This window comes from Niabella beijingensis, from assembly GCF_020034665.1.
GTDB classification, from domain to species: Bacteria; Bacteroidota; Bacteroidia; order Chitinophagales; family Chitinophagaceae; genus Niabella; species Niabella beijingensis.
This window is the reverse complement of the sequence record NZ_JAIQDI010000001.1, coordinates 100,823-126,849: the sequence shown is the minus strand read 5'-3', so window position 1 is coordinate 126,849 and position 26,027 is coordinate 100,823. Positions and strand designations below refer to the sequence as shown.

Below are 26,027 nucleotides of genomic sequence, written 5' to 3'. Positions count from 1 at the left end.
TTTAATATCATGAACAAGAAATTACTTATACCCTTTTTATTGCTTTTGCTCATCGTCGTGTCCTGCAGCAAAATGTACGACAATATAGAAAAGTATGCAGGAGAAACCGTGTATCCCGGGAAATTTGACACCCTGATCGGTCGTGTCGGCTTTGAACGTATTGAGCTGGATTTTATGAAAGACCGCAGCCGCATACCGGCAAGCCAGATGAAGCTGGGTAAAGCGACCAAGTCGGTTTTTGAATACGACGGGAAAACGGTAACAGTTGATACACTCACGTCCTGGATTAGTATAACAGGCCTTTCCGAGTCGAAACTTTACAGGATCAAAGCTTATACAATTGATGACAACGGCAATAAATCGATACCTCAGGAGATCGCTTTAATCCCTTATACAGAAGGTGAGAAAGAAAATTTAACCATATCGCCTCCAAAGATTACAGCAACACCCGATGCTGCTGCGTTGAGCTGGCCGGGCGGCTTATCATCATTTTTGCTTGATTATTATGGCCTCAAATATTCCTATAAAGATAAAACAGGTGTGCTGCATCAGGGAACACTGAATGAGAAATCCAATATCGTTATGCAGGGTTTAAAATCCGGGGAGATCAACCCCATCGATATCAGTTTTAAGGTCATCCCAAAAATGAACGGCATTCCGATACTTGATACAGTATGGCTGGATGAAAAAATAGAAGTGAGTGTGCCGGCCACTGCCGATCCCTATTACGGACAGGAACAGTCCCTGGGAGCGATACTCACTGCAAATAAGGAAAATGGGGGAGGACCTGAAGGAAATGAAGGATCTACCAAGGTCATGGACTTTGATCCGCGGACCAAGTTTCTTATTGGTGGATATGCTTCCGATTTTTGGATACAACAGGAGCTTTTTGCACCCTCTGTGGTTAATGCCTACTTATTGTCTACAGGTGATGATGCGCCGGGCCGGGATCCCAAGTCGTGGCGTTTGGAGGCCTCTCAAAACGGAACACAATGGACGGTATTGGATACACAGACCAATCAGCTTTTTAGTCAACGCACCACGGCATATATATATACTATAAATAATAGTACCGCCTATAAGTTTTACCGCCTAGCAATAACCGAAAACAATGGCAATGACCTCTTTCAATTAGGTGAGTGGCGATTGCTGCTTAAATAGGAGCACCGCAGCAAAAAGACCCGGTGCTCCTGCAACCGGGTTCCGGGCAGTCATACAGATTAAAATAACCCAGGCGCAGTACGATCACCTGGGTTTATTCTGTTATCCAGGAAAGGGATACTGTTATAATAAAGCTGGTATCATGTAATAGTGAATACGACAGGCAACGCTCAAAATTGGGAATTGTTTGGTTGTCTGGTTGGTGGTTATTATCTTTGCTTTAACGATTAAGTAGCGCGTATGAAAGCAATCCTTCCCAAATCTTTCGCTGCCGTTTTACTGTTGTTCTGGAGTGTATCATCCTACGGCCAGCAACCGGTCTCCTTTACTTCATCCCTGGAGCGTCTTACAAATCTTAGTGCCTGGCCTCAATTTACTGAGGGAACACTGGTAAAACAAATCTCTTCCTATGACACTACGGGAGGCAATAATGATGGTTTTGGGGGAAACTATTCCTACATCCGGAAAGAGGCCGGCGGGCTGGTCATTTTTGATGAGAAAGGGCAGGGTGTTATCGAACGGATCTGGACACCAACACCAACGGATGACACGCTGGATTTTTATTTTGACGGAAGCATAAGTCCGGCATTGTCCATAAAATTCAGGGACCTGTTCAATAACACCGTATTCCCATTCCTGAAACCGCTTGCGGATCATAAGGTAGGCGGATTTTACAGCTATGTCCCCATCCCTTACAAACAGGGATGCAAGATCGTTTTCCGGGGACCGAAGATCCTGTTTCACCAGATCCAGTACCGCACCTATGATCAGCGCTACCGCGTGGAAACGTTCCGGAACCGGTTTACAAAAAATGAAGAAGCCCTTTTGAACCGGACGGCTGCACTTTGGAGCAATGAAAACCGCGATATACAGCAGTGGTATCCTGTAGATCCGGAAACAGTTTCCCATGAGTTGCTGCTGAAACCCGGTGCAGTGGCCAAATTGGCTGATCTGCGGCAGGGCGGAAGGATTGTCGGTATTGAACTGATGCCGGCAGCTGCTTTCAGCGGCCTGCACAAACAGATCGATCTGAAGATTACCTGGGATAATGAAGCGTTTCCTGCAGTATATATGCCGGTAGCGGATTTTTTTGGATTCGCCTATGGCGCGCGTTCCATGGAAAGCCTGTTCCTGGGAGCCACGCCGGTAAAGGCTTACAGCTATCTGCCCATGCCCTTTGACCAGCGTGCAACAATCGAGCTGGTGTACCGAGAAGGCGCAGCGGCTGTACCCGTTGCACTTACTGCAAAGGTTTTTTATACCCGTCAAAAAAGAGATGTGGTGAAAGAAGGACGCTTCTATGCCTTCTGGAAAAATGAACAACCTCAGCAGGGAAGTCCCTATGTTTTTTTGGAAGGCCGGGGGAAGGGCCATTATATAGGCACCTTGCTGCAGGGACAGGCTACAGATGCAACCCATTTCACCGAATTTTTTGAAGGGGATGACCGTACCGAGATCGATGGCGTGATGACGGCGCATGGAACGGGTTCTGAAGATTATTTTAACGGGGGCTGGTATGCCCAGCCCGGTGGCTGGGTAGAACGCCTGGGCGCTCCTTTAAGCGGCTGCCTGGATTATACCCTGCCCCTGGGAAGGACCGGCGGGTACCGTTTTTTCCTGTCGGACAAAATGCCGTTTTATAAGGAGATCCGTCATACGATCGAGCATGGTCCCGAAAACAATAACCGGGCGGTTCAGTATATTTCGGTGGCGCTGTATTATGCAGAACGGCCGGTTGCCCCCGTTACCGTTCCGGTTAATGCGCTTACAACTGTATTTATCCCCGACACCGTTACCTTCTATACCCGGCTGATGCAACAGCTGACCTATAACGGCAACCTGGAACTAAAGGAAGGCGTTGCCGTATTGCAGGGGAGTTCCAATGCGAGTCTGAATATAAATGTTTCAGAGATCCCGAAGGGAACCTACCGGGTCTTCCTGCATGCTGTAGAAGCCACTGCCGGAAAGCTGGAAGTATGTCTTTCCGGCGCAGCAGGGGGCCGGAACTGGCAGCAGGTGCTGCTTTCAGCGGCACCCGGGGATCTGGAACTGGGCCGTGTAACCATAACGGATGGCAGCATCCCGGTAAACCTTCTTTTCCGGAGCGGGGAGCCACACCCTGATCTTAAATTCGACCGGGTACTGCTGGTGAAAGAACCGGCACATTAAAGCGGCAGGAAGCAATCCGGATTATTCCGGAATAAAAATAAAATACATGGAAAAATGTTTATTTTAGAGGAGAAGCCCAAACTTTGCAGACACCCCTTTATAGCAGCATGTACCGGATAAGGAGGATAACCCTAAAATGAATGAAGACTAAAAACGAATGCGGATGATAAAGAAAAGAGTATCACTTAAAGATATTGCCCAGAAAGTAGGAGTGTCCACTGCCCTGGTTTCTTATGTGCTGAACGGAAAGGAAAAAGAGGCCCGGGTAGGAGAAGCCGCCGCGAAGAAAATACGGAAAGTAGCTGCTGATCTGAACTACCAGCCCAACCTGATTGCCCGGGGGCTGAAATTCGGGAAAACACATACCATCGGTTTGATCGTTGCTGATATCTCGAATCCCTTCTTTGCCATGCTGGCACGGATCATAGAGCTGGAGGCACAACAGCGGGGATATACGGTTTTGTTCGGCAGCAGCGATGAACAGCTGGAAAAATCGCAGAACCTTATCAGCACCTTTCTCAACCGCCAGGTAGACGGCCTCATCATTACCCCGGTAGCCGGCTCACAATCGCAGATCGAAGAGCTCCGTAATAAAGGTATTCCGTTTGTACTGATGGACCGCGGGTTTCATGAGATCGAAACCAATGTGGTGGTTACCGACAACCACGATGCGATGTACAATGCAGTGAAACTGCTGATCAGGAATGGATATAAAAAACCAGGCATTATCGCCTACGATACCACACTGACCCATATGATCGACCGGGTGGCGGGCTATAAGGATGCGCTAAAGGACAACGGCATCCGGTTCAATTCCCGGTGGTTTGCAAAAGTGCCTTATGGAAATTACAAGGAACATGTGACCGGTGCGCTGGAACGCCTGCTGGACCCTAGGAACCGGGTGGTGGATTCGCTGGTATTTGCTACCAACAGCATCTCGGTGCAGTCGCTTAAGGTGATCCATGCAAAAGGGATCCGGGTACCGCAGGATCTTGGCGTGATCAGTTTTGATGAAAGTGATGTATTCGATTTCTTTTACTCTTCTATAACCTATATAAAGCAGAATCTTCAGGCCATCAGCGAAAATGCGGTTCAGTCGCTGATGCAGTCGATCGATGCGCGGAGCAAAAAACCTGCTAAGATAACAGTGCCATCCATCATTATAAAAGGAGAGAGCAGCAACCGCCGGAAATCCAGGGACGGTGTTGATCGCAGGTAAATGCAGTTAACGATCTGCAGCGATCGGGGAAGGCTTTCCCGCGATAAGCGCGGGTTGGCCATGCAGCGTGTTTATCGTAATGCTCCGCAGTAATCAGCAGAAAAAAACTTCCGCGGATCGGCCTGGCTGAAACCCGGTCTGGACCCGGATTTGACGGCTTTTCAACAGGGAAAAACTTTTTCGAAGAATAAATTGGTAAATAAAAACAAACACTTTATTTTTGCTTAAACGTATAAGCTTACTGTCACGATTGTTCATTGTTTAAAAAAGTCTGTATGAAAAAAATTGGATTCCTGTTGTTACTGTCAATCGCCTTTTATTCGGGCTTCGCACAGGAGAAATTCAACGGGCTCGATATGAGCCTTGGAAATCTATCGCGTCTTTCCGATGCTAAAACCCGCTCCATCAGTCCCGAGAATTTCACAGGGGAAAAAGCGAAGGGGGGAATGGCCGACCCGGTGCGGGATAAAGGAAAACGCAATGTGGCCAACGCCGCCAATGAAGCCCGGGATCTGGGTAAAGGCTGGAAAGTAAATCCTTTTATAATCATAGAGCCCGGCGAAACCTTTACCATGGCAGATATAGCCGGTCCGGGTGCCGTTCAGCATATCTGGATGACCCCGACAGGGAATTTTAATTTTTCCATTTTCCGGATCTATTATGACGGGGAAGCCGATCCTTCGGTAGAGAGCCCGGTGGGCCCGTTCTTTGGTATCGGATGGAATGAATTTTCTCCACTGAATTCGCTGGCAATGACGGTTAACCCCGGAAGCGCGTTTAACAGCTACTGGAAAATGCCGTTCCGGAAAAACTGTAAGATCACGATGCAGAATCTCGATTCGCAACCCATGCGCCTGTATTATCAGGTGGATTATACCCTGACGGATGTTGGACCGGATGAGGGTTATTTTCATGCGCAGTACCGCCGCAGCAAACCCAATATGGGATCACTGCATACCATCCTCGATGGTGTAAAAGGAAAGGGGCAGTATGTGGGTACCTATATGGGTGTAGGTGTTACCAATAATGGCTGGTGGGGTGAAGGCGAGATCAAATTCTTTATGGATGGGGATGATGATTATGCCACCATTGTGGGTACCGGTACCGAAGATTATTTCTGCGGCTCCTATAATTTTGAGAACAAACGTACCCGGCAGTACCAGGAGTTCTCCACTGCTTACGCAGGACTGCATCAGGTATTGCGACCGGACGGGATGTACGGATCGCAGATGCGGTTTGGAATGTACCGCTGGCACATCATGGACCCGATCCGCTTCGACAAGGATCTTAAAGTGACCATCCAGGATCTGGGCTGGAAGTCGGGCGGAAGGTACCTTCCACAGCATTCTGATATAATAACCGTGGCCTACTGGTACCAGACCGAACCGCATAAAAAATTTCCCAAACTTCCCGAAATGGATATACTGGAAGTGAACTGATGCTTTCCGGTAGCAGCGGGAAATGCAGCGATAGCCTGTCTGTTTTTATTAAGGCGTTCTTTGTAAAAAATTATAAAAATGAAACTGAAAAATCAGCTATTCCCGGTGCTGGCCGCCGGCGTATTGTTGTGCTCCTGTAACGGAGGCACAAAAACACCGGCTGCCTCATCGGATTCGGCACAAACAACTGATACTATGACTGATCATGCGCCCGGAAGTTTTGGATATGATGTGCATTTTCTTCAGCAGAAGGACAGCGGGCTGATCGTGCTTAAAAGTGCCGACGGAGCCAGTCAGGTCATTGTTTCGCCCCGGTACCAGGCAAAAGTATTTACCTCTTCTGCCGACGGACCGGCAGGTAAAAGCTTTGGATGGGTGAACTACAAGGCATTTGAAGGACCGGAAGATGCGCACATGAACGCCTATGGCGGAGAAGACCGGCTATGGCTGGGGCCGGAGGGTGGTTTGTTCTCGCTGTACTTCAGGCCGGGAGCGAAGATGGAGTTTGAGAACTGGAAGACGCCTGCATCCATCGATACAGAACCCTGGAAGCTGGATGCTTCCGATGCTTCTTCTGTATCCATGAGTAAAGAAATGAATCTTCTGAATTATGCAGGTACACAGCTGCAGATAAAAGCTGCCCGCCAGGTAACCCTGATCGGTAAGGAGGCCATCGCTTCAGACCTGGGCGTGGCCCCGGCAGAAGGAATTAAATCCGTTGCGTTCCAGACGGTGAACAGCATTACCAATAGCGGCACGCAGGCATGGGATGAAAAGACCGGTGCTCCCTGTATGTGGAACCTGGATATGTTCACGCCTTCTGAAGGCTGTACGATTGTGATCCCGTATAACGACGGCGCTTCCGGAAAAGTGGCCACTACGGATTATTTCGGGGAGATCCCCAAAGGCCGCATCCATTTTTCCAACGGGCTGCTGTTTTTTAAAGCAGATGGTAAGTCCAGGGGCAAACTGGGCATTCCGCCGGGCCGTGTAAAAAATGTAGCGGGCAGTTATGATGCCATTGGTAATGTGCTGACCATTGTAAGGTACGATATCGACCCGGCCGGCAAATACCTCAACCAGGAATGGCGTACCGACCGCCCTCCGTTCAGCGGGGATGCGATGAATGCTTATAATGACGGCCCCCTGGCCGATGGCAAACAAATGGGGCCGTTCTATGAGATCGAGAGTGTATCTCCTGCGGCATTTCTGAAACCGGGCACGGCCCTTACGCATCGCCATAATGTGTATCATTTTACCGGAGCGAAAGAAGGGTTGAACAGCATCGCTCAGAAGGTGCTGGGCGTTTCTGTGGATGAGATCGCGAAAGCTTTTAAATAATACAGTAATCAGCTGCAGTGCAGAAAGAATGTTTTTAAAAATAAACTATGCGAGTAAAAGATAAATCAAAAAAGAATCAGTACCCCCGCATCGGTATCCGTCCGATCATTGACGGCCGGCTGGGAGGGATCAGGGAATCGCTGGAAGCAACCACGATGGGAATGGCAAAAGCGGTGGCTGCATTCTATTCGAAGCAACTGAAATATCCGGACGGTACGCCCGTGGAGTGTATCATCGCTGATACCTGTATCGGTGGGGTAAAGGAAGCTGCGGATTGCGCAACAAAATTTGCAGCTGCTAATGTAGGGCTTTCGCTGTCGGTAACACCTTGCTGGTGTTATGGCTCGGAAACAATGGATATGAACCCGGACATTCCCAAAGCGATCTGGGGCTTCAACGGTACAGAGCGGCCCGGTGCGGTATACCTGGCAGCAACACTGGCGGCGCATAATCAGAAAGGACTGCCCTGCTTCGGGATTTACGGGCAGGATGTGCAGGATATGGGAGATACTTCCATACCTGGTGATGTACAGGAAAAATTATTGCAGTTCGCAAAGGCCGGACTGGTAGTGGCGCTGATGAAGGGCCAGTCCTATCTGGCAATCGGATCTGTTTCGATGGGGATCGCCGGCTCGATCGTGGATCCGCAGTTCTTCCAGGAATACCTGGGGATGCGCAACGAGTACGTGGATTCTTCTGAGATCCTGAGACGGATCCAGCTGAATATCTTTGATGCTGCAGAGTTTAAAAAAGCGATCAGCTGGGTGAAGAAGAACTGCAGGGAAGGGAAGGACTACAATCGTAAGGAAAAGATAAAGAGCCGCAGGGAAAAAGATAAGGACTGGGAGTTTGTGGTAAAGATGACCATGATCATCCGTGACCTGATGATCGGTAATCCCCGGCTGAAAACCATGGGATTTGCAGAAGAAGCCCAGGGACATCAGGCGCTGGTCTCCGGTTTCCAGGGACAGCGGCAGTGGACCGACTTCCTGCCCGATGGCGATTTTTCGGAAGCGTTGCTCAATTCCTCATTCGACTGGAACGGCATCCGCAATCCCTATATGGTGGCTACCGAAAACGATTGCTACAACGGGGTATCGATGCTGTTCAATTACCTGCTTACCAATACGGCGCAGATCTTTGCGGATGTGCGTACTTACTGGAGTCCGCAGGCTACCGAGCGGGTATCCGGATGGAAGCCCGAAGGAAGAGCGGAAAACGGGTTTATCCATCTGATCAATTCCGGCTCCGCCACACTGGATGGAACAGGACGGCAAAGCAGGAATGGCAAACCTGTCATGAAACCTTACTGGGAGATCAGCGAAAAGGAAGCAGCCGCTTGTCTGGCAGCTACTACCTGGAGCCCCTCCAACCGCGATTATATGCGGGGTGGCGGTTATTCCTCTACCTTTCTTACAAAAGGAGATATGCCGGTAACCATGTGCCGGCTGAATTTGATAAAAGGGCAGGGGCCGGTATTGCAGATCGCAGAAGGGTATACGATCGACCTGCCTACACAGGTGCATGATATTTTGAATGAACGTACCGACCGGATCTGGCCAACCACCTGGTTTGTGCCCAACCTTACGGGCAGCGGCCCTTTTAAGGATGTTTATGCAGTAATGGCCAACTGGGGGGCCAACCACGGTGCCATCAGTTACGGGCATATCGGCGATCAGCTGATCACCTTAGCGTCCATGTTGCGCATACCGGTGGCTATGCACAATGTTGCGGAAGAGAAGATCTTCCGTCCTTCCGCATGGGGCGCCTACGGAATGGATCCTGAAGGATCTGATTACAGGGCCTGCGCGGTGTACGGCCCGCTGTACCGGTAGAAGTGTGGCTTGGGGGAGTAAACAATATTCACCTTTTTGTATCCGATATTGTTCCTGAAGTAGGGTTTCTGCAAAAAATATGTATTTTACCGGCTGATAAACTTTTAAAAGAACGATCGGGAATGTCAATGAAAAATGGAATAACTTTCTTGCTGCCGGTGCCAGTCGGCTTCAACTGCGCTATACCGTTTATTGTTCCGGTTGCTGCGTCCGGTACACCTGCTGTTCCGTTTTTTGATAAAAGTTCGTCACGGTATAAAAAAAAAGTTTCATTCAATCTACCTATTTAATATGAGCAAAAAGAAATCACTTTTTATCAGGGACGGAGTTAATTATGTTGCGCCGTTTGCGGCGATCAGCGCATTATTTTTTCTTTGGGGCGTGGCACATGGTATGCTGGATACACTGGATAAGAACTTCCAGGAAATGCTGCATTTGAAAAAATGGCAGTCCAGTTTTATCCAGTTCTCGCTGTATGGTGCCTATTTCGGCATGGCGATACCCGCTGGTTTGTTCATGAAAAAATACGGGTATAAGAAAGGGGTGATCTTTGGATTGATTCTTTTTGCAGCAGGAGCGCTGCTTGCTGCGGCAACCGCCCCTTTGCAATCGTTTATATTATTCCTGATCTGCCTCCTGGTGATCGGTGCAGGTTTAACCACGCTCGAAACAGCGGCGAATCCCTATACCACCAAACTGGGTCCCCCCGAGACCGCTGAACGACGGATCAATTTCTCGCAATCCTTCAACGGACTTGCCTGGGTAGTGGGCCCGCTCATCGCCTTATATGTTTACGGCAATCAAAGTCATGTGGAAGGGGAGAAGATGATGTCGATCGTGCTGCCTTTTGCGATTATTGGACTGGCAGTATTGATTGTGGCCTTTATTTTTATGCGGCTGAAGCTGCCCGAAATTACGGAGGAGGATGAAAACGCCGCGCATGGCGGACATGGTATTTCTGCAACTCCCGGAGCGGATATGGAAGTGTCCGATCCGGCAGATCCAAGATATATTTCCAGGAAACCCCTGTGGGAGAACCGGCATTTTGTGCTGGGGTTTATCGCTCAGGCCTGCTATGTGGCGGCGCAGACCGGTGTGTTCAGCTACCTGATCAATTTTGTTACCGACCATGATATGCATCCCCGTTTTGATGTAAAGTATGGTCCATATTTTTTATCGCTCGGGTTCCTGTTGTTTATGATCGGGCGTATCTCCGGCAGTGCGTTGATGAAGTACTTCAAACCCACACGAATGCTGGCACTTTATGCGCTCGCGGTTTGTGTGTTGCTGCCGGTAGTGGCCTCTGAGATGGGATGGGCTTCGCTGATAGCGCTTTATGGCGTATTCTTTTTTATGTCGATCATGTTCCCCACGATATTCGCATTGGCTATTAAAGGACTCGGTGTTAAAACGAAACAGGGAGCTTCCTTCCTGGTGATGGCTGTGGCGGGCGGTGCCGTATTTCCGCCGTTGATGGGACTCATTGCGGATACCTATGGGATGGCTACCGGTTTCTTTGTTCCCATTCCCTTGTTCCTGTTCATTCTTTATTATGCAGTGAACGGATATAAGGTAAAAGCCTGACCGGGCAGAACGGCTGAAAAAGGGTAAAAAGGACGTCTGGCCGCAGGCGGGTAGAATCGACAAAAACAGGAGCGGTCACTATTATGGACCGGATAGGACCGGGATACAGGAGTGGCTGCCTTGTGTTGGAAAAGTAAGGATGTTTTAAAGGTCTTTACCGATCGGATGATACTGCAGAATTGTTCCTGAATACAGGTGCAGTGGTGATTTGTTGTAGGCGGGCAGGCTGTTGTTGGAAAAGAAAAGCCGGGATCAACCGGCATGAAAAAACCAGATGAAATATACCGGGAAACAATAATGAAACAAGGGCACCAGCCCTTTTGGAATGATAACGTTTGTTGGAGCTGCTGTGTGATTGCCTGACAGGGAAGTTGAAAACAGCCATAAAAGGGCATTGCCCCAAAAGAAAGCATATAAAGTGTAACAGCTGCGGTGTTTGCCATGCACACGCATGAAATGTGGCGGTTTTTTTGGTCCGGTTGCTTAAACGATTAAACTAAAATAAAACATGCTCGTATTCGTATGAGAATTCTGTTAACGATTAAAAATGATGCTTATGAAGTCTGATTTTTTTGGATGCCTGTCCAGACGGCCCGGAATATTTGTCCGGTACCTGCTGTTATGGGGCCTATTCCAGCTAATGGCTGCTGCTTTGTATGCTGCCGGGGAGCGTAAGACGGCAGTAACGGCCGGTATCCCGCTCTGGCAGGATACTGTTCCTCCTGAGTCCTGGGTACTTAGAGGAACCGTAGTTAATGAAAAAGACAATCCGCTGCCGGGTGCTTCGGTTTCGGTGCCCCATACCAGCCGCGGAACGATCACCGATGTGGCTGGGGCGTTTATGCTGGAAGTGCGGCCGGGTGATTCGCTGGTCATTACCTACCAGGGCTATGTCACACAAGAGTTGCTGCCGGGTATACAACGGTCCATTGCTATAAAAATGCAGCCGGACCTGGAAGAGCAAAAGATGAACGAAGTGGTGGTAGTGGGGTACGGAACCCAAAAAAAAGTGACCGTAACAGGAGCGGTTTCCAGTGTGTCCGTATCCAACGTGCAACGCATTGCCACACCATCCCTTTCCAATGCGCTGGCCGGAAGTATGCCGGGGATCATTACCCGCCAAAGTTCGGGGGAGCCGGGTTACGATGGTGCCCAGATCTTTATCCGGGGCTTCGGTACCTGGAACAACCGGAACCCGTTGATCCTGGTAGATGGAGTGGAACGGGATATCAACCTGGTGAATGTTCAGGAGGTGGAGAGCATTACGATGCTAAAGGATGCATCCGCTACCGCCGTTTATGGCGTGCAGGGCGCCAACGGGGTGATCCTGATCACGACCAAGAGAGGCGTCCAGGGAAAACCCAAAGTGGTGTTCCGGACGGAGAATGCTGTGCTGACCGCACTCCGGCTGCCTGATTATATCAACGGATGGGAGTATGCATCACTGATCAACGAGGCGTCAGTACGTTCGGGAAGGGCGCCGGCCTATACGGAGGACCAGCTGCAGAAATTCAAAGACGGATCTGATCCGTACCTGTATCCTGATGTAAACTGGACCGATGTGGCCCTGAAAAAGAAAACCACACAAACCATCAACAACCTGGGCATAACGGGCGGCGGTGATGTTGCAAAATATTATGTGAACCTGGGCTATAGTATCCTGAACGGTATCTATAAGGAAGATCCTTCCAATCCGTACCCCACCAATGCGCAGATGAAACGCTATGATTTTAAATCGAATGTGGATATAAATGTTTCGAAATCCATCAATATCCAAATGGGTATCGGCGGCATCTTTCAGAAAGGGAACTATCCGGGTACCGGCGCTCCCGACATTTTTTCTGCCATAAAAATAACTTCGCCTATTAATTATCCTGTTACAAACCCGGATGGTTCTGTTGCCGGACGCAGTACCTCCTATCTGCAGAATAATCCCTGGGCGTTGCTGACAAGATCGGGATACAGTACACAGGAACGGAATACCGTACAGGGTACTGTGGTGGCAAAATGGGACCTGTCATCCCTGGTTACAAAAGGACTGAATCTGCGCGCGTTATTTTCATACGATCATTTATACCATAATTTTGTCGACCGCCGGAAGACCTTTGGTATAAAAGAACTCACCGGTTATGATGCCGATGGGGCAGGTATCTATAAAACCATCCGCGAGGAACAACCCATGGGTTTTGGAACCAATAATGCGGCCAACCGGAACTTTTACCAGGAGTTGTCCCTGAACTACAACCGGAGTTTTGGTGCGCATACCGTTACCGGCTTATTACTGGGCAACAGGAGAGAAGAAGTATGGCTGGTCGCCAATTCTTCTGTCAACAACCTGCCCCGCCGCCGGCAGGGCCTTGCCACAAGGCTGACCTATGCATATGATACCCGGTACCTGCTGGAGTTTAATGCGGGATACAATGGTTCAGAGCAGTTCCCGCCCGGAAAGCGGTTTGGCTTCTTTCCTTCGGTGTCTGCCGGCTGGGTGGTCAGCAATGAAAAATTCTGGAACTCCGGCTTCATCAGCAGTTTGAAGCTGAGAGGTTCCTATGGTAAAGTAGGGAATGATAAAGTACGTGATGATGTGCGGCGGTTCTTATACATCACCCGGATCAATACCACCACTGCCCAGTCTACCTGGTTCGGGGAAAACCAGGCCTGGCTGCCGGGCATCGAGGAATCCGACATCGGACTTGCAGATGTTACCTGGGAGGTGGCCACCAAATCAAATTTAGGTATCGACCTGGAACTGCTCAATGGTCAACTGACCCTGCAGCTGGACGGGTTCCGGGAATACCGTAAGGGCATATTGATACAACGGAATGTGATCCCAAGGGTTACCGGCTTTTTTCCGTGGACCATTCCTTACGGCAACCTGGGTGAAGCGAAGAATTATGGTATCGACGGTGTGGTGGAATGGAAGAAGAATTACCAAAGCAGCTTTTTTTATAACCTGCGGGGAACGATCACATACGCCCGGAGTTTTGTTGAAAAGAACGATGATCCGCCGGCAAGGTATTCTTACCAGTCTTATGTAGGATTGCCGATCGACCAGCCGATGGGGCTGGTGGCTATCGGGTTCTTTAAAGATCAGGCAGATATTGATAACAGTCCCCTGCAAAAATATATGGAGCAGGTAAGACCGGGGGATATCAAATACCAGGATACGAACGGGGATGGGGTCATTGATGATTTTGACCGTGTACCCATTGGTTATCCCCGCACGCCGCAACTGGTATATGGAGTGGGAGGAACGGTGGGATACAAGGGATTTGAACTGAGCCTGTTTTTCCAGGGGGTTGCCATGGCAAGCACTTTCCTGGATGAAGCCTCCATGTATCCCTTTCATTTCGGGGTAGGTACCTATAACCTGATGCGCGAATATTATGACAACCGCTGGATACCGGGTGCCGATAATTCCAATGCCAGATATCCTGCTGCATCCTGGGAGAATAACATCAATAACAACCGGACCAATACCCTGTACCTGAAAAATGCGGCATATGTACGGCTGAAAAGTGCAGAGGTGGCGTATAGCTTTAAGATCCGCGCAATTGAAAGGTACGGCCTTAGCGGGATCCGCGCTTTTGTAAATGGTATGAACCTGTTCACATGGGATCATATCAAAGTGGCTGACCCTGAAGCGAATTATGGTACCCCCACTTATCCTTTGCAAAGAAGCGTCAATTTGGGGCTGCAACTTACATTCTAAATTTTACAGCTATGAAAATTAAAATAATCATACTTTCTTTTTTTACAACGATGCTCCTCGCCGGCAACTTTGGTTGTAAGAAAAATTTTCTTGATAAATCGCCGGAAGAAGATATTACTCTTGATTCGGTTTTTACAAGAAGGTCTTATGCAGAGCGGTGGCTGGCAGGGGCCTACAGCAATATTCCCACGATGGCCAATGCTGCAGATGATCCCACACGGAACCCGTTCACCGGGGCCTGTGATGAAATGGAAATCACGTACACCCGGGCCTACAGCCATTTATTAAATTCCGGCGCCTGGAGTGCGGACTATTTCTGGCCGGACATCTGGGGCTATATGTATGAAGGCATCCGCAAGACGAATATCTTTATCGATAATGTGGATCGGGTACCAATGGATGCTACCGAAAAGAAGACCTGGAAAGCCGAGGCGATACTGCTGCGTGCGATGTATCATTTTTTCCTGGCCCGGATCCATGGCCCCATTCCGATCGCTGATCATACCTATAAACTGGATGATGATTTTTACCAGATACACCGGAGCCCGATCGATTCCGTGATCGGTTTTATTGCTGCTGATTGCGACCGGGCAGCGGCAGACCTGCCCATGAAAGTTTCACTGGATAAGATCGGCCGGGTTACGCGGGCCACGGCGCTCGCGCTTAAGGCACAGGCATTGCTTTATATGGCCAGCCCGCTGTGGAACGGCAACCCCGATTATGCGAATGTGGCGAACAGGGACGGGCTGAAATTATTTCCCGGCTATGACGCGCAACGCTGGCGGGCAGCAGCCAACGCTGCAAAACAGTGTATTGATGAATGTGAGGCCGCGGGCTATCGCTTATACCGTTCTTCTGATAACGACCCGGTTAAAAATTATCAGCAACTGTTTCTTGTGCGGAACAACGAAGAAGTGTTGTATGCCCGGTTACTGGGCTTTAACAGTCACTTTGAGCGGTGTTCCAATCCCCTGGGCTATGGCGGTTTTTCCATCTTCTGCCCCTTGCAGGAACTGGTGGACGCCTATGAAATGGACAATGGAATGGCTCCGATCATCGGTTACAACACTGATGGATCACCGGTTATTAATACCTCATCCGGATATGTTGAAACCGGGTATGCTACAGATACCAAGGACTCATCAAGATGGAGGCCGGGTATAAGGAAGATGTACACCAACAGGGAACCCCGTTTTTATGCCAGCATCAATTTCAGCGGGGCCGAATGGAAGGGACGGAAAATCGAACTCTGGAATTCAGGAAAAGATGGCAAAGGCTCTGCCGGGTCGGATTACTGCATCTCGGGCTATCTGCAAAAAAAATGTGTGGATCCGAACTCGGATATCATCCAGAACCGGTTTTCATTAAATACATTTATTTATTACCGGTTGGGGGAACAGTACCTGAATTATGCGGAAGCACTGAATGAAGCAGAAGGTCCGGTTGCCGATGTATATAAATATGTGGATGCCATCCGCAACCGTGCCGGCCTGCCGGGATTGCCTGCTGGATTATCCAGGGATGGGATGCGGGAAAAGATACGCCATGAAAGAAGGATCGAAATGGCTTTTGAAGCACACCGGTATTTTGACACACACCGCTGGAAGATCGCACAGAACCTGGATAATAAAGAAATCCACGGTATGAACATAGCTGCGGGAACAGGTTTGCAGGACGACGCTTTTTATAAAAGGACCGTTATCGAAAAAAGGGTCTTCGTGGCGCCCAAGCATTATCTGTGGCCGATCCAGCAGGCAGAAATCAATAAGAATCCGAACCTGGTGCAGAACCAGAGTTGGTAGACAGGTGTTCATTTTTAAAAAATACATCAATGAAAAAAAATATATACAGCTATATCATCCTGGCGCTGGCCTTATTTTCCTGCAGCAAAGAACCTCCCGTAAACGTTGACGTGCCGGATCCAGGACAATATGCGAATGTTTATATGCCGCGTGCGGTTGTAAACAATCCCTATACCACCGGCCTGCCGCTTGCAGATACCACCTATGCCTTTTCTTACAATGCATACCTGGGCGGCATTTCACCGGCAGCGAGCGATCTGGCGATCCAGTTTGAGGTGAAGCCGGCGCTGGTAGACAGTTTTAACGAGCGGTACAATACGGACTATGCCCCTCTGCCGGGCGGCAGTTACCAGTTTGAGCAGCATGCCGTGATCCCCAGGGGACAACGGTCGACAGCCACCTTATCGCTGCATATTAGAACCAGTGATGTGGAGCCCTTTCGTTCGTATATGTTACCCCTGGGTGTTACAGCAGCAGGTGGACAGCCCATCAGCAATATCAATGGTACCACTTATTACATCTTTACCCGTTCTTACGTGGCAGCAATTGAACCCCGTCAGAAGGTATTGTCGCTGGGGCCGGTGCTCGACTGGGCGAACAAAGACCGCATCATACTGGCAAGGGGACGGCAGAACACACTGGTTGCCCGGCATAAGAACAATGACCTGAATCTTTATTCACCGAAAGCGGACGGCAGTTTTGATCCGGTTCCGAAAGTGATCGGTGTCGACTGGAATGCCAGTGAATCCTGGTACTATATCAATGAAACCGATATTGTGGTGCGTAATTATCCTTACTGGGCAGGGTTGTTCTATTTTAAATGGGAACCCGATCTGACCATGCACCAGGCCAGCCCGGTCTGGGAAGAGTGGTGGCTGGGTGATTTCTGGGATAAGTATGCCACCATTATACCATTTAAAAATTATTTCCTGCTGGTAGAGAAAAGCTCCGGTAATCTTCTGCGGCAGCCGTTGCTTTCCCGGGTAGATGCACCCAAGACCACGGTGGGGGCCGACTTTGGTAACTACCGGCAGGTAATGGCCTGGCAGGGTTATCTGCTGGCCCTGGGTTTTGACGGTAACCTGTGGCTGTATAAAATGTCGGAGGAAGCTGTTCCCGGGGACCGGATACTGGTGGGCACAGGGTGGAATATGTATGAGCGGTTGACCGTTATTGATAAAGACATCCTGGCACTGGATGCCAACGGGGATCTGTACCGGTATAAATTTGATCCGGCCCGGTACATCGAATAAGAACGGGATCATTAAAAGAAAGAGTATATGCAAAAAGCAGACAACGGTTTTATCGAAATAATAAATAAGGGGAAGGGGCACCGGCGCATGATCCGGAGCCATCGAATGCTTGCTTTGTTCTGTGGTGTTGCTGCCGGCCTGTGCAGCGCCTGCAGTAAATCCGAACCGGAAAAGGGAGAAAAGCCGCCACCTTCTGTAACCACTCAACCCCTTTATCAGGCGGATCCGACCATTTTTACCGATCAGGGAAAATACTACCTGTATGGTACAGATGGCGTGGTGCCCGACAAAGGGATCCGGGTTTTTGTAACTACCGATAAGAAACGCTGGAAGCTGGGGGCGGCCGCCTCCGGGGGGGGCGCCGTAAGTACGCCGGGATCCTTTGGTACCAGGGGATTCTGGGCTCCGCAGGTCTGGAAGGCAGGAAATAAATTTTATATGGCCTATGTAGCGAACGAACAGATCGCCATTGGTACTGCTCCTTCGCCCGAAGGGCCCTTTTATGCAAAAGAAGCCATCGCTTTTGATCAGAAGAATATTGATCCGTATGTTTTCTTTGATGAAGATGGTAAAAAGTACCTTTATCATGTAGATATTACCAACGGTAATAAGATTTATGTGGCTTCTATTAATGATGACTTTACAGCCATTGATAAAAAAAGCCGGACGCTTTGTATTACTGCTACGGCGCCCTGGGAAATAATACAGGCGCGGGTGGTGGAAGGGCCTACAGTGCTCCGGCATAAAGGCATCTATTATCTGATCTATTCGGCCAATCATTTCGAAAATCAGCAATACGCGGTTGGCTATGCCACGGCCAGCCACCCACTCGGGCCCTGGACCAAGGCAGCAGAAAATCCGGTATTGAGTATGACGAACACCGGCAAGCCGGGCAGCGGGCACGGCGATGTGTTTTTTGATCCGGATGGTTCTATGAATTATGTGTTCCATACGCATAATTCGGCTACAAGTGTGCAGCCCCGCCGCACAGCAGTGGTGAAGGCATCGTTTGTGGCCGATCCTTCCGGTGGCGCAGATAAACTGGTGATGGATGTCGGCAGTCTGTATTATCTGGAGCAGGAGCGCTGAATCCGAACGTATAAAAATAACCCTCTAATAAAAGTTGCAGTATGAAATTCAAAAAAAGACTACTTCCCGTTTTTGTTATTCTCTTTTGTGTAACGCATGTAAAAGCCGCAGAAACCGATAGCAGTATGCAGGTATGGCTAGCCAGTTCGCTGAACCGGATATTCCCGCAGTCGCCGGCCCCGCCGGCTGCCGCGCTGGAGCTGCAGGCAGCACGCAACAGCCGGATATCCTTCCAGGTAGCTTACCGCAGCAATATGAAGGATCAGACACATATTTCCTGCAGTGTGGAGGATGCCGCTGCGTTGAATCCGCAGGTGCGTTATGTGGGGCTTGTGCCCATGCCCCATTTTAATACAGATGTGGAGCCGCAGGAACTCGATGGCAAAGGCTATCTGCCGGGCTGGTTGCCGGATCCGCTATATCCGGTCAGCGAGGCAGCGGCAAATCCTTATGAGAGCCGGTCGTTCTGGATCACGCTTACGATCCCCGCAGCACTGGAACCCGGGCTGCACCGCTACCGGGTGCGTTTGAAATGGAAAGAAGGTAAGGAAGAAAAGAACCGGGTGCTGGAGGTGGCCGTAAATGCAAGCCGGCTGGTGCTGCAGCCACGGAAAGATTTTTATGTGACCCACTGGTGGCGGGGTGAGGCCATCGCCTTGCAATACAAAACAAAAATGTTTGACGAGCGCTGGTGGCAGCTGACCCGGGCCTGTATGAAAAATCTGATCGAACATGGAAATGATGTGGCCTTTATCCAGAACTTTTTTGAACTGCGCGCCATCTTTAAAGAACCCTGCCAGATGCTGATCGTAAAGGAACCATACCCCGGAAAATATGAGTTTGACTGGTCGCGGATCAAGCGGTTCGTGGATATGTGCCGGGAACTGGGTTACCGGAAATTTGAGTGGGCGCATCTCTGGCTCTATTGGGGCGTACAGGATGCCATGCATATTTACAAGGAAGAAAACGGTCAGCATAAGTTGCTCTGGGATGAGAACCTGCCGGCCATGTCACCGGTATATATCGGTTTCCTGGAACAGTACCTGCCGCAGCTGCACGCCTTTCTGGTGAAAGAACGGCTGCTGGAAGATTCCTATTTTCATCTGTCGGACGAACCCTGGTCGGAGCATGTTGACAACTATAAAAAAGCGAGAGCCGTGCTGCACCGGCTGGCGCCCTGGATGAAGGTAATGGATGCGCTGAGTGATGTGCGGTATGGCCGCGAGCATCTTACGGATATTCCCGTGCCCATTATCAGTTCGGATGAGGCTTACCGCAAGGAGAATATCCCACATTGGGTCTATTTCTGCACGGGCCCCCGCAACAAATGGCTGAACCGGTTGTATGATACACCCCTGCCCAAATTACGGATGAGCGGCTGGCTGTTCTATCATTTAAAGGCGCAGGGTTTTTTGCACTGGGGATATAATTTCTGGTACAAGCTGGACAAGGAAGAAGCAGGGGATCCTTTTACGGAAGGGTCGGCCTATGCTTATCCCGGTATTGCTTCCGGAGATCCGTTTGCCGTGTATCCCGGCCCGGATGGCCCCTTTGATTCCATCCGCTGGGAAGTCTTTGCCGAATCCCTTCAGGACTATGCCATCCTGCAAACAGCGGGTATAAGTCCGGATGACCCCTTGCTGGCGCCGTTGCGTACCTATGAAGATTTTCCCAAAAGCGAGCAGTGGATCCGGGATGCATTGGAAAAAGTGCTGAGCCGGAAATAGTTGACAGCGTAGTTTCTGAAACAAAAAAAAGATTTGTGAAGAAAGAAAAAAAACAATACATTTGTTTAAACGATTAAGCTATAAATTGGCTTTTTGAGCCACTAGTTAACGAAAAGGCAGAAACGTCCGGTGCACGCTCAACACCAGGCAGAGAGGTCCGGTAGGGACAATCGGTATTTATTAATATATACACGTAAAGTCTTGTCTTATGATGTTCAAAAAAACAACGGCGGCCCCCGTGAGTTATCGTCACTTGCTGAAACGATTAAGTAAGCTATTTCTCCTGTTTTTTATTATTGCTGCAGCCCTGCCTTCCCTGGCTCAACAACGGCAGCTGCAGGGAAGCGTATCGGACGACTCGGGTGAAAAATTACCGGGCGTCAGTGTGGCCGTAAAAGGCCATAATGCGGTAACGCAAACGGGTGCAGACGGCCGGTTCCAGATCACGGTTCCGGACAGCGCAGGTACGCTGATCTTTACTTATGTAGGCAAAGAAACCCAGGAGTATACGATCGGTACCGATACCGAAATAACGATAAAAATGGCAACGGATCCGGAGTCGCTGGAAGTGGTGGTGGTCAATACCGGTTATATGACCCAGCGAAAAGCAGATCTTACGGGTGCAGTAAGTGTGGTAGGGCGTTCCGCTATTGCCAAGAATCCGAGCGCGGATGTGCTGCGTTCGATACAAGGCAAGGTGCCTGGTGTGTACATAAGGACGGACGGGAATCCTACTGATAATGTGTCGGTAAACATCCGGGGGATCACTTCCATCAACGGCTCCCCGCCGCTGATCGTCCTGGACGGCCAGCCGGTCAATATCACCTTAAGGGATATTAACCCCGCTGATATCGAATCAATGCAGATCCTCAAAGATGCGTCTTCCGCATCGATCTATGGCTCGCGTGCGGCAGGAGGGGTGATTCTTATCACTACCCGGAAAGGAAAAAAAGGAACACCGACTGTCAGTTATGAAAGCTATGTGGGGTTTTCAAAAATGACCCGCGTGCCGAAGATGCTGGATGCGGAAGGGTATGGGCGGGCTCTCTGGCAGGCAACGGTCAATGACGGCAATGATCCTGCTACCGCTGTTCGGTTTTATAATTATGATTGGAGTTACGATGCCCATGGTGTTCCTGTGCTTAATAAAGTTATACAGCCTGAATGGCTGAATGAAACAAAGACCATGCCCTCTGCCAACACCAACTGGTATAAGGAAGGCACCCGCACCGGCATTCAGCAAAATCATCAGCTGACCATTACGGGAGGCGGAGAGCGGTTAACAAGTTTGTTTTCTTTAAACTATTACAATAATGAGGGAACTCAGATCACTTCCTTTCTGAGGAGGTTGTCTGCGCGGTTTAATAATGAATATGAATTAATAAAAGGTCGCCTGACAATTGGTGAAAATTTAACGATTACCCAGCTGAGGATGAAGGACGCCAATGCCAATTATGCATTCCTGGTGATGCCCCCTAATATACCTGTGTATGCCAATGACGGGATGTGGGGCGGGGTGGCCATGAAACTGGGTATGGATGACTTTAACAATCCTGTCAGGGAACTGACAGTCGGTAAAGAGAATGTTCCTAATTTTTTGAAAGTGCTGGGAAGTGTTTATGCCGAATTAAAAATTTTAAAGAACCTGTCCTTCAAAACACAATATGGATTGGACTATGGCATGTGGTACCAGCGTTATATTGATCCCACATGGGAGGAAGCCGGGGGTAAGTTTGACGACATCAGCGGGGTCGAACAATTAAACTGGCAGCAACTCGGTCAAACCTGGACCAACACGCTTTTATATAATCTGGTATTAGGAAAAAATAAAATAGATATTTTAGGCGGTATCGAGTCTTACCGATTTATAAGGGAAGATTTAAGAGGTTACCGGTCTGATATCGCACTCCAGACAAGGGATTACGCGTATTTAGACGCGGCAAGCGGCAGCAGGATCGAAGCCGGGGGCAGCGGTGATGAACGCACACTCCTTTCTTATTTTGGAAAGATCAACTACGATTATGATTCAAGATATTTATTATCGGCTACCCTGCGAAGGGATGGTTCTTCCGTATTTGGTCCGAATAACCGTTATGGTACCTTTCCGGCCTTCTCCGGAGGATGGCGCCTGACCAGTGAATCATTTTTCTCGGGAATAAAAAATATTTTTTCAGACCTGAAACTGAGAGCGGGCTGGGGCCAGAATGGTAACCAGGCACCTCTTTCGGCAGGAAGGCTCGTAAATTTATATAAGACCGATGCAAATATAACTTCTTATGATATCAGCGGGCTTGGATCCGGGGCTATCCCATCCGGTTATCGCAGAGACCGGATCGGTAACCCTGATCTGAAATGGGAAACAACCACCCAAACAAATATCGGTATAGACTTTGGATTTTTAAATAACAGGCTTACCGGTTCCTTTGACTGGTTTAATAAGAAAAGTTCCGATATGTTGATTCCGGATCCTCCCTATATCGCCGCCCTGGGTGAAGGGGGCTTCCGGTCGATTAATGCGGCAGATATGTCCAACAAGGGATTTGAACTGGCAATCGGATGGCAGGATACAAAAAAAGATTTTTATTATAATATTACCGCCAATGCAGCGGCCTATAGCAACAAGATCACATCATTGCCTCAGAACGTCGTATTTCAATATGGCGGTAATGGATTGTCAGATAATATTCTGGGAAGGCCGATTGGTTCGATTTATGGTCTGGTGGCAGATGGCATTTTTAAAACGCAGGAGGAAGTAGATAATTCTCCGGAGCAGCCCGGTAAAGGACTGGGCCGGATCCGTTACAAAGACCTGAACGGGGACGGGAAGATCGATGAGATCTACGACCGTACCTGGATCGGGGTTTCAGACCCGGACCTGATGGCGGGGTTAAACTTTGACGCAAGGTATAAAAATTTCGATCTGTCTTTTTTTATCCAGGGTGTATTTGGGAATGATGTAGTGAATGACTGGAAACAGCTGACTGATCTGTGGAACATCGGTGTACAGAACGACCGGAACCACACGGCACGTGTTCTGGATGCCTGGTCGCCCGGTAATCCAAATTCAGACATTCCTGCATTGACACGCGGTAATGCAAACGGAGAAGGCCGGCTTTCCACCTATTTTGTAGAAAGCGGGAGTTATGTAAAAATGCGGACACTGGAGCTGGGCTATAGTTTTCCCCAGCAGCTGATCAATAAATGGAGCATGAGCCGTTTCCGGATCTACCTGGCAGCGCAAAATCTGTTCACCATAAAAAAATCCTGGGGAGATAATGCATTCACAGGTCCGGATCCGGAAATCCCGAATATTTCGCCGAATCCAACCGGAGGAAGACCATACGGCGGGTATCTTATGCCATTCACAGCACGGTTCGGAGTTAATGTAACCTTTTAAAATGCATGTTCATTATGAAACAATATAAAATTTATTATGCGCTTGCGGTCATTATGTTGACGGGAGCTTCCTGCAAAGGCTTTCTGGATGTAAATCCCAAGGGAGTGTTGTCTGAATCCCAAATAACAACTCCAGCAGATGCCGAGAAGTTCGTGATTGCGGCCTATGCTTATATGCCAACCCTGGGATACGGCGATACGCACAACCCCTGGATACAGGATGTACGATCGGACGATTCCTATAAAGGTGGCGGCGGTTTGAATGACCAGGTACCCTGGCATGAGATGGAGATCTTTACGCTGTTGACGCCGAATGTAGGCAACAATGACGGACCCTGGTACAGAGGCTATAGCGGAGTCAGCAGGACCAATATAGCGCTGCGCAGGCTGGAGCAACTGGATGAAACAGCGCTTCCGACAAAACCGCAGCGCATCGCAGAAATGCGATTTGTGAGGGGATGGATCTACCTGGGAATGAAACTGCGCTGGAAATACATTCCCTGGATCGATGAAACGACCCCGGAAGATGCTGTGATGGTGGAAGGCATTTCCAACCGCCCGGATTCCATGAAGAATGATCTGGGGCTTTGGGACAAGATTATAGAAGATCTGGAATACGCTGCCAATGTTTTACCGGATAATCAGCAGGATGTGGGGCGCCCTACAAAATATGCTGCCCATGCGCTGGCCGCCAAAGCGTTGTTGTTCAGGGCTTACGAGCAGAACGACCGGCACCAGGTTGTCAATATCAACCAGGGCACATTGAACCGGGCCCTGGAGCATATCAATGTGATCACTGCTAAGGATGGTGCGCTGTTTGACCTGCAACCCGATTTTGCGGAAAATTATATCGTGGATTATGATAATACAACAAAGGAATCGATCTGGGAGTTGCAGTATTCGATCTCTAACAGCGGGGTGCACGAATGGACAGGAGGAATGACAAATATCGGCAATGAACTGAATGCCCCCTGGTGGGCCGGGAAGTTCCCCTGCTGCGACTTCCATAAGGTGACCCATACGCTGATCAATGCATTTAAAACCGATGGGAATGGACTGCCCGATTTTGTGAACTATAACAATACAGAGCTGAAAAATGAAGCCTATATCAACTATTTTAAGACGCATGATTTTGATCCGCGGCTTAGTCATACGGCTTCCATTCCGGGATATCCCTGGAAGTACGATAACAGTATCCTGTATGAAGAAGGTGGTTCCCGGTCTCCGTTCCAGTATGGATTTTTTAATTCAAAAAAAGAACAGGTGGAACCTAATTGTAATTGCCTGTACAAACCGTTCTATACCTACAATAGTTTAAATGAGAAAGTGATCCGCTATTCGGAAGTGTTGTTGTGGAAAGCGGAGATCCTGATCCAGCAAGGGAATTTGATGGGTGCATTACAGTTAATCAACCGGGTAAGAGAGCGTGCTGCCAAAAGCACCAGCAGATTGAAAAAACCGGATGGTACTTACTGGATGAAATACCATGTGGCACTTTATCAGCCTGGCGTAAACTGTACCTGGAATAAGGATTTCGCCTGGAATGCCCTGATGTGGGAGAACCGGCTGGAAACGGCCTGCGAGGGACGGCGTTTTTTCGACCTGATGCGCTGGGGCCAGCTGGAACCGGTGATGAATGCGCATTTTGCAAAAGAACGGGGACGTTTCGACTGGTTCGGTCAGGCGCATTTTACTGCCGGAAGAGACGAATACCTGCCCATTCCGCAGCCCCAGATGAACTGGTCGCATGGTGGTTACAAACAAAATCCCGGATATTAAAACGATCGATTATGAAAGCATTTATTTTTGCTGGTTGCTTTTTTTTACTGGTGGCCTGTAATAAAAGAGAAATTACAGACCGGAAAGAAGGAAGCATAAGTCTGCCTCCTGTAGAAAATCTGACATTGCAAAAGCTGACGGATTCCACGATGAAACTGACCTGGAACATTCCGGCGTTGCCGGAGAGCATTGAGCAACCAGTCAGTGTGTTCATTCTGGTAAAAGAGATCCAGCCGAGCCTGGCCAGTTTTTCACCCTTTAGCACTACCCTGGACAATGCTCCGACAACATTTACCTATGAGGTACCGGATAAACCACTGGAGGATCCGGATGCAAAGAGGAAATACCACATCACTGTAAAAATAAAAGGCACTACGGTAAGAAAAGATCCCAATTATTCCGGAGAGGTTTATTCTCCCGGTCAAACGGTCGCTTTTGATGAATAACCAGATAGACTTTGTATTAAAAATACCCGTGACCGCAGGGTAGGCTGCTGCTCACTGTGACCGGAGCTTCAGGAA

General features: G+C 49.2%; 16 protein-coding genes. 15 read left to right on the top strand and 1 reads right to left on the bottom strand.

Annotated features, from left to right (window positions below):
- Nucleotides 1-9 precede the first annotated feature (9 nt).
- From K7B07_RS00500 to K7B07_RS00475, 6 genes are all read left to right on the top strand, one after another.
- Nucleotides 10-1,161 (top strand): DUF4998 domain-containing protein, encoded by a 1,152-nt coding sequence (locus K7B07_RS00500; RefSeq protein ID WP_223706463.1) that lies wholly within the window; start codon nucleotides 10-12, stop codon nucleotides 1,159-1,161.
- Nucleotides 1,162-1,401: 240 nt separating this feature from the next.
- Nucleotides 1,402-3,330: a glycoside hydrolase family 172 protein gene (locus K7B07_RS00495; protein WP_223706461.1), complete on the top strand. Its 1,929-nt coding sequence runs from the start codon at nucleotides 1,402-1,404 to the stop codon at nucleotides 3,328-3,330.
- A gap of 163 nt (nucleotides 3,331-3,493) precedes the next feature.
- Nucleotides 3,494-4,549 (top strand): LacI family DNA-binding transcriptional regulator, encoded by a 1,056-nt coding sequence (locus K7B07_RS00490; protein WP_223706459.1) that lies wholly within the window; start codon nucleotides 3,494-3,496, stop codon nucleotides 4,547-4,549.
- Between the two features lie 275 nt (nucleotides 4,550-4,824).
- On the top strand, nucleotides 4,825-5,988 hold the full coding sequence (locus K7B07_RS00485) for a glycoside hydrolase family 172 protein (protein WP_223706458.1): 1,164 nt from the start codon (nucleotides 4,825-4,827) through the stop codon (nucleotides 5,986-5,988).
- Between the two features lie 78 nt (nucleotides 5,989-6,066).
- Nucleotides 6,067-7,329, top strand: coding sequence for a DUF6786 family protein (locus tag K7B07_RS00480; RefSeq protein ID WP_223706456.1), 1,263 nt, complete (start codon nucleotides 6,067-6,069; stop codon nucleotides 7,327-7,329).
- A gap of 47 nt (nucleotides 7,330-7,376) precedes the next feature.
- Entirely contained in the window at nucleotides 7,377-9,164 is a 1,788-nt protein-coding gene (locus tag K7B07_RS00475) for an L-fucose isomerase (protein WP_223706454.1), read from the top strand.
- A gap of 28 nt (nucleotides 9,165-9,192) precedes the next feature.
- Here the strand turns inward: K7B07_RS00475 and K7B07_RS00470 are convergent, their stop codons facing one another.
- Nucleotides 9,193-9,441 (bottom strand): hypothetical protein, encoded by a 249-nt coding sequence (locus K7B07_RS00470; protein ID WP_223706452.1) that lies wholly within the window; start codon nucleotides 9,439-9,441, stop codon nucleotides 9,193-9,195.
- A 14-nt stretch (nucleotides 9,442-9,455) separates the two neighbouring features.
- Between K7B07_RS00470 and K7B07_RS00465 the strand changes: the two genes are divergently transcribed.
- The 9 genes from K7B07_RS00465 (at nucleotide 9,456) to K7B07_RS00425 (ending at nucleotide 25,952) form a co-directional block, all read left to right on the top strand.
- Nucleotides 9,456-10,748: a sugar MFS transporter gene (locus tag K7B07_RS00465; RefSeq protein ID WP_223706449.1), complete on the top strand. Its 1,293-nt coding sequence runs from the start codon at nucleotides 9,456-9,458 to the stop codon at nucleotides 10,746-10,748.
- Between the two features lie 556 nt (nucleotides 10,749-11,304).
- Entirely contained in the window at nucleotides 11,305-14,460 is a 3,156-nt protein-coding gene (locus tag K7B07_RS00460; protein ID WP_223706447.1) for a SusC/RagA family TonB-linked outer membrane protein, read from the top strand.
- A gap of 11 nt (nucleotides 14,461-14,471) precedes the next feature.
- Nucleotides 14,472-16,262, top strand: a complete 1,791-nt coding sequence (locus K7B07_RS00455; protein ID WP_223706446.1) for a RagB/SusD family nutrient uptake outer membrane protein — start codon at nucleotides 14,472-14,474, stop codon at nucleotides 16,260-16,262.
- A 29-nt stretch (nucleotides 16,263-16,291) separates the two neighbouring features.
- Nucleotides 16,292-17,515: a DUF1735 domain-containing protein gene (locus K7B07_RS00450; protein WP_223706444.1), complete on the top strand. Its 1,224-nt coding sequence runs from the start codon at nucleotides 16,292-16,294 to the stop codon at nucleotides 17,513-17,515.
- A gap of 27 nt (nucleotides 17,516-17,542) precedes the next feature.
- Nucleotides 17,543-18,604 carry a glycoside hydrolase family 43 protein gene (locus tag K7B07_RS00445; protein WP_223706442.1) on the top strand — a complete coding sequence of 354 codons (1,062 nt, stop codon included), beginning with the start codon at nucleotides 17,543-17,545 and terminating at the stop codon, nucleotides 18,602-18,604.
- 41 nt (nucleotides 18,605-18,645) lie between these two features.
- Nucleotides 18,646-20,331 carry a DUF4091 domain-containing protein gene (locus K7B07_RS00440; RefSeq protein ID WP_223706440.1) on the top strand — a complete coding sequence of 562 codons (1,686 nt, stop codon included), beginning with the start codon at nucleotides 18,646-18,648 and terminating at the stop codon, nucleotides 20,329-20,331.
- A 208-nt stretch (nucleotides 20,332-20,539) separates the two neighbouring features.
- Nucleotides 20,540-23,728, top strand: coding sequence for a SusC/RagA family TonB-linked outer membrane protein (locus tag K7B07_RS00435; RefSeq protein ID WP_223706437.1), 3,189 nt, complete (start codon nucleotides 20,540-20,542; stop codon nucleotides 23,726-23,728).
- A 14-nt stretch (nucleotides 23,729-23,742) separates the two neighbouring features.
- Nucleotides 23,743-25,506, top strand: a complete 1,764-nt coding sequence (locus K7B07_RS00430) for a RagB/SusD family nutrient uptake outer membrane protein (RefSeq protein WP_223706435.1) — start codon at nucleotides 23,743-23,745, stop codon at nucleotides 25,504-25,506.
- Nucleotides 25,507-25,517: 11 nt separating this feature from the next.
- Nucleotides 25,518-25,952 (top strand): DUF4945 domain-containing protein, encoded by a 435-nt coding sequence (locus K7B07_RS00425; RefSeq protein ID WP_223706433.1) that lies wholly within the window; start codon nucleotides 25,518-25,520, stop codon nucleotides 25,950-25,952.
- Nucleotides 25,953-26,027 lie beyond the last annotated feature (75 nt).